Source organism: Terribium retamae (assembly GCF_022347545.1).
GTDB classification, from domain to species: Bacteria; Pseudomonadota; Alphaproteobacteria; order Rhizobiales; family Rhizobiaceae; genus Mesorhizobium; species Mesorhizobium retamae.
In genome coordinates this window covers 175512-182291 of the sequence record NZ_JAKREW010000009.1, presented here as the reverse complement: position 1 = coordinate 182291, position 6780 = coordinate 175512, and the positions used below count along the sequence as shown (strand labels likewise).

At 60.0% G+C, this 6780-nt stretch carries 9 protein-coding genes; 5 read left to right on the top strand and 4 right to left on the bottom strand.

The genetic code is table 11. The features are described from left to right. From L4923_RS12480 to L4923_RS12470, 3 genes are all read left to right on the top strand, one after another. The coding region (locus L4923_RS12480) for a hypothetical protein (protein WP_239365356.1) at window positions 1-194 on the top strand (194 nt) is incomplete at its 5' end. 35 nt (window positions 195-229) lie between these two features. Then, the gene (locus L4923_RS12475) at window positions 230-643 is read left to right on the top strand and encodes a DUF6463 family protein (protein WP_239365354.1); all 414 of its coding nucleotides are present in this window, start codon (window positions 230-232) and stop codon (window positions 641-643) included. 67 nt (window positions 644-710) lie between these two features. Beyond that, entirely contained in the window at window positions 711-1553 is an 843-nt protein-coding gene (locus L4923_RS12470; RefSeq protein WP_239365352.1) for a DUF1194 domain-containing protein, read from the top strand. 33 nt (window positions 1554-1586) lie between these two features. Here L4923_RS12470 and L4923_RS12465 read toward each other — a convergent pair whose 3' ends face one another. Next, a complete protein-coding gene (locus tag L4923_RS12465; RefSeq protein WP_275448384.1) occupies window positions 1587-2525 on the bottom strand; it encodes a GlxA family transcriptional regulator in 939 nt (312 codons plus the stop codon). 373 nt (window positions 2526-2898) lie between these two features. Between L4923_RS12465 and L4923_RS12460 the strand changes: the two genes are divergently transcribed. Beyond that, window positions 2899-3906: a L,D-transpeptidase family protein gene (locus tag L4923_RS12460; protein ID WP_425530940.1), complete on the top strand. Its 1008-nt coding sequence runs from the start codon at window positions 2899-2901 to the stop codon at window positions 3904-3906. A 121-nt stretch (window positions 3907-4027) separates the two neighbouring features. Here L4923_RS12460 and L4923_RS30930 read toward each other — a convergent pair whose 3' ends face one another. Continuing rightward, window positions 4028-4162 carry a hypothetical protein gene (locus tag L4923_RS30930; RefSeq protein WP_275448373.1) on the bottom strand — a complete coding sequence of 45 codons (135 nt, stop codon included), beginning with the start codon at window positions 4160-4162 and terminating at the stop codon, window positions 4028-4030. Between the two features lie 327 nt (window positions 4163-4489). Continuing rightward, window positions 4490-4672, bottom strand: coding sequence for a hypothetical protein (locus L4923_RS12455; protein ID WP_239365347.1), 183 nt, complete (start codon window positions 4670-4672; stop codon window positions 4490-4492). Between the two features lie 185 nt (window positions 4673-4857). Between L4923_RS12455 and L4923_RS12450 the strand changes: the two genes are divergently transcribed. Continuing rightward, entirely contained in the window at window positions 4858-5757 is a 900-nt protein-coding gene (locus tag L4923_RS12450; RefSeq protein ID WP_239365345.1) for a LysR substrate-binding domain-containing protein, read from the top strand. Between the two features lie 11 nt (window positions 5758-5768). Here the strand turns inward: L4923_RS12450 and L4923_RS12445 are convergent, their stop codons facing one another. Then, window positions 5769-6692, bottom strand: coding sequence for an alpha/beta hydrolase fold domain-containing protein (locus tag L4923_RS12445; protein ID WP_239365343.1), 924 nt, complete (start codon window positions 6690-6692; stop codon window positions 5769-5771). Between the last annotated feature and the right edge of the window lie 88 nt (window positions 6693-6780).

The window sequence follows — 6780 nt, the reverse complement described above, 5'->3', positions numbered from 1 at the left end:
CCCCCCCCCCCCCGCCCCGCGCCCCCCCCCCCCCGCCCCCGCCCCCCCCGCGCCGCGCCCCCCCCCCCCCCGCCCCCGCCGCGGCCCCCCCCCCCCCCCCCCCCCCCCCCCCCCCCCCCCCCCCCCCCCCCCCCCCCCCCCCCCCCCCCCCCCCCCCGATGGTGGTAGATACGCCTCCGTATGGAGTGGCGTAGTGCGCGCTGTCCGTCAATCGACAGGAGAGGACGTTATGGTCAAATGGAGTGCCATTGCACTGGTCATGCTCGGGGTCATTCACCTGCTGGTATTGGGCATCGACGTCCCCACTGAATTTCCCCATTGGCTTGGCCTCAATTTGTGGACCTTCGATCATTGGCAGCCTTTGCGCGCGCAGCCTCTGGATCTCGCGCTGAGTGGCGGTGTGTTCTGGGCTACGGTCGGAAGTTTTGCGGTCCCATTGTTGATACTGGGATCCCTCATCTTGTGGCTTGATCGACGCGGTGCGCCCATTCCGGTCTTTGTTGGATGGATGCTCGCGGGTTGGGCCACGCTCACGACGCTGCTGATGCCGCCAAGCGGCTTTCCGGTCGGCCTGTTGGTCACGCTTTGCCTTGCGGTGGGTCTTCACCGGCGGAAGGCAAAAGCCCAAATCTCGAAAATGTGAGAGGGAAAGCCGCGATACAAATGAGCGACGTCTTTGTGGAAGGCCGAATCTGGCTTACCCTCACGTCATGTCGGCATCTGCAGCCACGGCCCTCCTTGCCGGCGCCGTTTCGGCGCTGGTGAGCGTGCTGGCGTCCGCGACCCAAGCGGCGGAGCCGGTCGATGTCGAGCTTGTCCTCGCCGTCGACGTCTCGCTTTCCATGTCACCCGAAGAGCTTGAGATCCAGCGGCGCGGCTACGCGACCGCCTTGACAGACGATGCTGTGCTGCGCGCAATTGCCGGTGGTCTTCACGGCAAGATCGCAGTTACCTATGTCGAATGGGCCGGCACCAATTCGCAGGTCGTTGTCGTGCCTTGGACGCTGGTGGCCAGCCACGCCGATGCCCAACAGGTGGTAAAGCAATTGACTGCGCGCCCGCCCAACAGTGCGCGCCGTACTTCAATCTCGGCGGCGCTGGAATTCGGCGCCGACCTTTTCGCTGAAAGTGGCTTTGAGGGCAGCAAACGCGTCATCGATATTTCCGGCGACGGACCGAACAACCAGGGCGCACCTGTACCTCTTGTCCGCGATGCCGTTCTGAAACAAGGCATCATCATCAACGGCCTGCCGCTGATGACGAACGGCGGCATGGAGAGTTCCTACGACATCCGTGATCTCGATAAATATTATCGGGAATGCGTGATCGGCGGGCCTGGCGCTTTCATGATTCCCGTCAACAGTTGGGAACAGTTTCCGGAAGCGGTTCGCCGCAAGCTGGTTCTGGAACTGGCGGATGCCGCTTCGCCACAGCGGACGGCCGACGAAGCCGCGCATCCGCCGATCGCGTTGGCGCAAGCCGCCCCTACGATCGACTGTCTTGCGGGCGAAAAGAGATGGCGCGATCGCGGCCTGATGTTCGATAGTCGATGAGAAGCTCTCCCTGTCGACAGGGAGAGCAAGGCGTCAGGCTGCCAGCAGTTGCTTGCGGTCGACCCGCTCCTGTTGCGGCGAACGTGCGTAGAGTTCGCGGTAGCATTTCGAGAAATGCGAGGCCGAGACGAAACCGCAGGCCACCGCGACCTCGACCACCGGAAGCGAAGACTGGATCAGGAGGTGGCGAGCGCGATCCAGCCTGATTTCGAGATAGTAGCGGGCAGGAGAGCGGCCCATCTCCGCGCGAAACAGACGCTCGATCTGACGGCGCGAGAGGTCGACATTGTCCGCGATCTCGATCAGTGACAGCGGTTCGGCAAGATTTCCTTCCATCAATTCGATGATGGTCAAAACCTTCGAGTTTTGCACTCCGAGGCGCGCGCGCAACGGCAGACGCTGGCGGTCGGTGGGGCTGCGAACACGGTCGGTCAACACCTGCTCGCAGACACGGTTGACGAGATTTTCGTCGAAATCGTCACCGATCAGCTTCAACATCATATCGAGCGCGGCGGTACCGCCGGCGCAAGTGTAGATGTTCTGGTCGACTTCGAAGAGGTCGGCAAAGACATTCGCCTTCGGGAAGGCTTCCTGAAAGCCCGGCAGGTTTTCCCAGTGAATGGCGCAGCGTTTGTTGGACAGCAGTCCCGCGGCAGCCAGAACATAGGCGCCGGTACAGAGGCCCCCCACGGCGACACCGCGATTGTATTCCTCGCGCAGCCAGGCAAAGACCGACTTGTTGTGGTATTTATCCACGTCCATGCCGGTGCAGATGATCGCCATCGAGGGGCGCTCCGGTCCGGCCATCTTGCGGCGTTCTTCATCGAGCGAGGTATTCACGGCGCACAGCACCCCATTGGAGGCGGGTACTGGCTTGCCGTCGGCGCTGGCCAGGCGCCAGCGATAGGCTTCATAGCCCAGCATGCGGTTGGCGATGCGAAGCGGCTCGAGCGCTGTCGCAAATGCGACCATTGTGAAGTCCGGAACCAGGAAAAAGACCAGCGATCGTTTGATCGGATGCTTAACAACGTTCACGAAAACCTACCTCCCATGACGCGAACAGAATGTCGCGATCAGTACAGCGTCATCAGGAAAATTATTTTCTGTCAATCGTCTAGAATGGTTCTAAAGGCAAAATTTGCGACATGGGTCGCAAATTGGCTACTGCAAGCGCTTTGGAGCCGTGCGGGCCAGCCGGGCCATGCCGCAAAAATGCCCGTCTTTCCCGCTTTTGGTCCAATTGCGCACTCCGTTCAAACTTGACATTCTTGTGAATGGAACGAAGCGTTAACCGTGGTAACCGACATACTGCGTCCTTGATCCGCAGCTATCGCCTGACAAGCCCGTGTTCACAAAACTCGCCAAACTCAGTTCCGCAATAGTCCTGGCTGCTCTCGTGGCCGGATGCGTTTCGTCCGCGCTCGACGTCGACACCAAGGGCATACAGCCAATCCCAGCCAAGCTCGTCGCAGAGATGAAGCGCAAAGGGATGACGCCCTCGTCGCCCATCCTGGTGCGTATCTTCAAGGAAGAGAGTGAACTCGAGATCTGGAAGCGGAACGCCAACGGAAAATATGCTCTGCTGAAGACCTACCCGATGTGCCGCTGGTCGGGCCAACTCGGACCCAAGAAAAAGGCCGGTGACCGGCAGGCGCCGGAAGGATTTTACCATGTCAGCGCGGACAGGCTGAATCCGAATTCGCAGTACTATCTCTCTTTCAATCTGGGCTACCCCAACAAGCTGGAAGCAGCGCTCGGCTATTCCGGTGAAGCCTTGATGGTGCACGGCGCCTGCTCGTCCTCGGGCTGCTACGCAATGACCGATGAAGGGGTCGCCGAGATCTATGCGGTTGCGCGCGAAGCCCTGAAGGGCGGTCAGACCTCTTTCCAGGTGCAGGCCTTTCCGTTTCGGATGACCGCGCAGAAGATGGCGCGCAACCGCAACAATCCGAACTACGGCTTCTGGACGGACCTGAAAAAGGGCTATGACAGCTTCGAGGTGACGCGACGCCAGCCCAAGGTCGCCTATTGCGACAAGCGCTATGTCTTCGACACGGAATTTGCCGGTGGCGATCCGCTGGATCCGCTTGCGGCATGCCCGCCAGCCATATCCGGCACCGATCCACTGGTAGCGACACGGACCGAACGCGATCTTTCCACGGCTGAGACGATGGCGTCCACCATGACCGGCACGACGGTCCACGCTTACGCAGACGGTGGCATGCATCCGACCTTCCGCAAGCTGCTCGCAGCCAGCGGCGACAAGGCCTTGTCGAAGAAGACGTCGCTCACCAAGGTTCCGATAAGCAGGCCGGAAGCCGCACTGGCGGATCCTTACAGCGCTTCGGAATAACGCTCTGGCCAATTGACGGCCGGCGGCAGCGGATGAATGAAGCCCAAATGAAAACGCCGCTTCGGTTTACCGAAACGGCGTTGAAATCTGATAGGCGGCAGACGCCTGCCGCAAAATCAACTCAGGCGATAAAGCCGAGGCGAGCGGCGGCAACCGCGCCGGTCTGGCCAGGCATGGTCTTGGACAGGCGCTGGCGCTCCAAGGCGGTGGTCAGGTTGATTTCGCGACGGGCGAACAGGCGGGTAAAGAGCTTCATAATTTTCTCCAATCAGTGGCTCAGACGGGTCGCCTTCGCGTGATGGAGTGGGGCAGCTCGTTTGCTGCGGTGCATATAAGCCTGTCCGAGCGAAAACTAAATCGCAAAAGCGAAGCGTTTCGTAGGGAAAAGCGACATCGATTCTGACGAAATTCCAGTCAAAGATCGATATTCTGTATATTTTACAATGGCTTGGGTGATTGTTGGGGTGCTATGCAGCTTATTCATATGCGTCATGCAGCCATTGCATGGCCGGTTAATCGTAGGCTCAGAATAATAAAGCCCGCCGGAAAGATCGCGGCGGGCTTTAAGAGGAATGGCAATCGGTCATTTGGACCCGGCCCAGCTTCCGATGCCTGGCGTGTAGACCACTCTCGAAGTCATGTCCGGCCAGCCGATATCCTTCTGCACCTCAGCCGGGAGAGAGCTGATGGCCCGTTCGGTCAGGTAGCGGCTGCGGGCGGCACCGAGTTCGGTCGCGATCCGACCGAAGGTCGACAGAATGTACATGGACTTTCTCCTTCCACGGTTGGTTTGAATGCTGCTGCTAAAAGCCGCCGATACAGCTGCTGGTTTCGTGGATTGTCAGCAGAGATTTCCGGGCCTTCTTGATGTTGTTGACTATGAACTTTTCGTGATATTCAATCAAACGAAATGGGATGATGCTTTGCATCAGAAAATTTGAAGGTGCTGCCATGAACGCCCCGCTCAATCATCCGCTTCCTCTGCTCGATCTGGATGTCCTGCGCACCTTCGTGGCGATTGCCGAGACCGGCAGCTTCACCACGGCAGCAACCGCTGTCTTCCGTACGCCGTCGGCGGTGTCCATGCAGATCAAGAAGCTGGAAGACGTGCTCGGCCGCTCCGTCTTTGCGCGTGATGCGCGCTCGGTTGCGCTGACGACCGATGGCGAGATGTTACTGGGTTATGCGCGCAGGCTGCTCGCCATCAATCGCGAGGCGGTTTCCAAATTCATCGTGCCGGACATTGTCGGAGTCGTGCGACTGGGTTCGCCGGACGATTACGGCGAGCGCATCCTGCCGCACGTGCTGAAACGTTTCGCGAAATCGCACCCTTCGATCGCGGTCGACGTCACCATCGACCAGTCGATCAATCTGCGCAGGCGCATGGACGACCGCGCACTCGATCTCACGCTCCTCACCAATTCCTACAAGACCAGCGCCATCGGGGCCGAAGTGCTTTTAACCGAGCCGATCGTCTGGGCTGGTGCCAAGGGCGGATGCGCGCATCTGCGCGAACCGCTGCCGGTATCGATCTGGGAGGAGGGCTGCGTGTGGCGCGCTGGTGCCCTGGAGGCACTGGGCCGTGAGGGCCGCAACTATCGTGTGGCTTATATGAGTGCCCATACCGCCGGCCAGCGTGCGGCTATTCAAGCCGACCTCGCGGTGGCGCCGCTGCCGAAGTCCTTCCTCGGCAATGACATGGTCGAGCTCGGCCCGAAAGATGGCATGCCGCATATCGGCAACTATAATCTGGCGATGATCGTCACGCCCGATGCGAGTGCGCCGGTCAAGGCGGTTGCGGACCACATCCGCGCGACCTTCGATGTATTCAGGGAAACGGGACGGTTCTGAGATCCGCTTCACTACTCTGCGGCCAGCGGCATCTCAACGCGATGTTCCCGCCTGCTCAGGAACGTCACGATGTGATCGCGCGCTCTGCGTGCTTCGGGCATGTTGATGAGCGGCCAGACATGGAACATGCCTTCCTCGTGGACAAGCTCGACCTCGACGCCCGCTGCACGTGCCTTTTCCACGAAGATTAGATTGTCGGGGGTCAGAAGGTCGCGCGAACCGGTTAGCAGCAGGGTTGGCGGCAGCACGGTGAGGTCGCCATAGACAGGGCTGATATGCCAGTCGCTGCGATCCATGCCGGCACCATAAAGCCGCACCGCCTCGAGCCCGCCAGGGATGCCGAGCCAAGGGTCGCGTTGCTCGGCGTCGAACACTTCGGGGTTGGTCAGAGACATGTCGAGACCGGGCGAGATCAACACATGGCGACCGGGTGCAGGCAAGCCTTGCTCGGCCATCATCATGGTCAGCACCACGGCCATGTTACCGCCGGCGGAATCGCCCATGAAGATGATGTCTTGCGGTTCGGTCTCCTCGAGCATTTCCCGATAGACCGAGCCCACCATGCCGAACATATCGTGGAAGTCGTGTTCGGGCGCGATTGGATAGATCGGGACGGTCATGCCAAAGCCCAGTCGCTCGGCCATCTCTGCGATCAGCGCCCAGTGATAGGTGGTGATTTCAAAGACATAAGCGCCACCGTGGAGATAGAGAATCCGCCGGGCGTTGCCGTTTTTCGGGGCGATATCATAGACGGGGAAGCCGGCGACGGTGTGCGTTGTAATATCAAAACGCTGGGCAATGGCGGCAGGCGGGCGATGGCATTGCTTCTTGCGGGCGTGCCTGATCCAGCGATGCATGTTCTCCGGGCTGGAGAACGCCTTCTTGCGGGTATGTTTCAGAACAAAAGAAACAAGATGGCTGTGGATGCTGGCCATGGAACGCGACGAACAATTGCTCAGCCGGCTGGCCGGCTCCTGAATGCCCCAATGACCAAAATTTTGATCTGAGGCGGCAAAAGTCAAG